This window comes from Gordonia sp. BP-119 (genome assembly GCF_016924115.1).
Lineage (GTDB): Bacteria > Actinomycetota > Actinomycetes > Mycobacteriales > Mycobacteriaceae > Gordonia > Gordonia hongkongensis.
This window is the reverse complement of sequence record NZ_JAFFZF010000105.1, coordinates 1-1,230: the sequence shown is the minus strand read 5'-3', so window position 1 is coordinate 1,230 and position 1,230 is coordinate 1. Positions and strand designations below refer to the sequence as shown.

General features: G+C 63.7%; 1 protein-coding gene. It reads right to left on the bottom strand.

Annotated elements, in window-relative coordinates:
- Positions 1-978: IS110 family transposase (locus tag JW364_RS24015; RefSeq protein ID WP_205334503.1), on the bottom strand; the 978-nt coding region annotated here is incomplete at its 3' end.
- Positions 979-1,230 lie beyond the last annotated feature (252 nt).

Genomic DNA, 1,230 nt, shown 5'->3' with positions numbered 1-1,230 from the left:
GAGGCGGCGTTTGAGGCAGCGCATCGCCTCGCGAGGGGTCTTGTTTTCGGCCTTCTTCTTCTCGTAATAGGCGTGGCCGAGGGTGTCGGGCATGCGTGCCTGGGTCAGCGCGATGCGGTGGATCGCGGCATTGATCTGGCGGTTGCCCGACCGGGTGAGTCGATGGCGTCCGGGGTTGGCCGACCACACCGGCACTGGGGCGATTCCCGCGTGGCGGGCGAACTGGGCCTCCCCGGGGAAGCGGGTGATGTCGGCGGATTCGCCGAGGAGTTTCGCGGCGCTGAGCGCGCCACAGCCGGGCATCGCCAACAGGGTGGGCACCGCGTCGGAAACCTTCTTGGTGATCTCCTTTTCGACCTCATTGATCTCCACGGTCAGGTCGTAGATGGCGGCGACTTCCTTGCCTGCCAGGCGGGCATCGACACTGCTGTGAGGCTCCAGCCAGGTTTGCAGCGCTTTCTGATGCTTCTTCGCCGTCAACCCACCCTTTTTGATGTGGTACTCGGGATCGAGTTGATGCACCCGCCACAACACCCGGTTGATCTTCGAGGTTCGTTCGCGCACAAGGCAATCCCGATAGTCCACGAGAGCTTTCATCTCGTAGGACACGGCATCGTGAGACGCCACCGGAAGGTCGGGTTCGCGTGCAGCGGCCCGAGCCACAGCCAACGCGTCGATCGGATCGGACTTGCCGCGTTCACGTCCGGTACGCCGATGTTCGGCCATCAAGTGCGGCGCTACCCGCACCACCTTCTGATCGGCGCCCAGCAGGTCGCGTTCGAGCCGGGCCGACATGTTGCGGCAGTCCTCGATGGCCCACAACACCTCGGTACCGAAACGAGCGTGAGCCCACTGCATGGCTGTGCGGTGACCGGCCGTCGTGGCCGGCACCACCGTGGATCCGAGTTGTTTGCCGACAGCGTCGACCGCGACGAAGGTGTGCGTGCGCTTGTGTACATCGGCACCGATAACGATCATGGAAGATGCCTTCCTGTCAGAGTGGAGTGGCGACAGTCGGGCCGGTCGGCGGACACATCTCAGTCGGGGCGATGCCACGCTCCTATCAAGTCACGCCGGCCGGTCCTGACACACCAGGCATCGGCACAATGAGCCAACACCAGCCCAATACAGCCAGGGGCGGTAACCAGCGGTAGAGCCAGATGCCTGATGGTCAGAACCCAACCACCACCGAAGTGGCTAGACAACCCTGACACTGAAACCAGCGGTGGG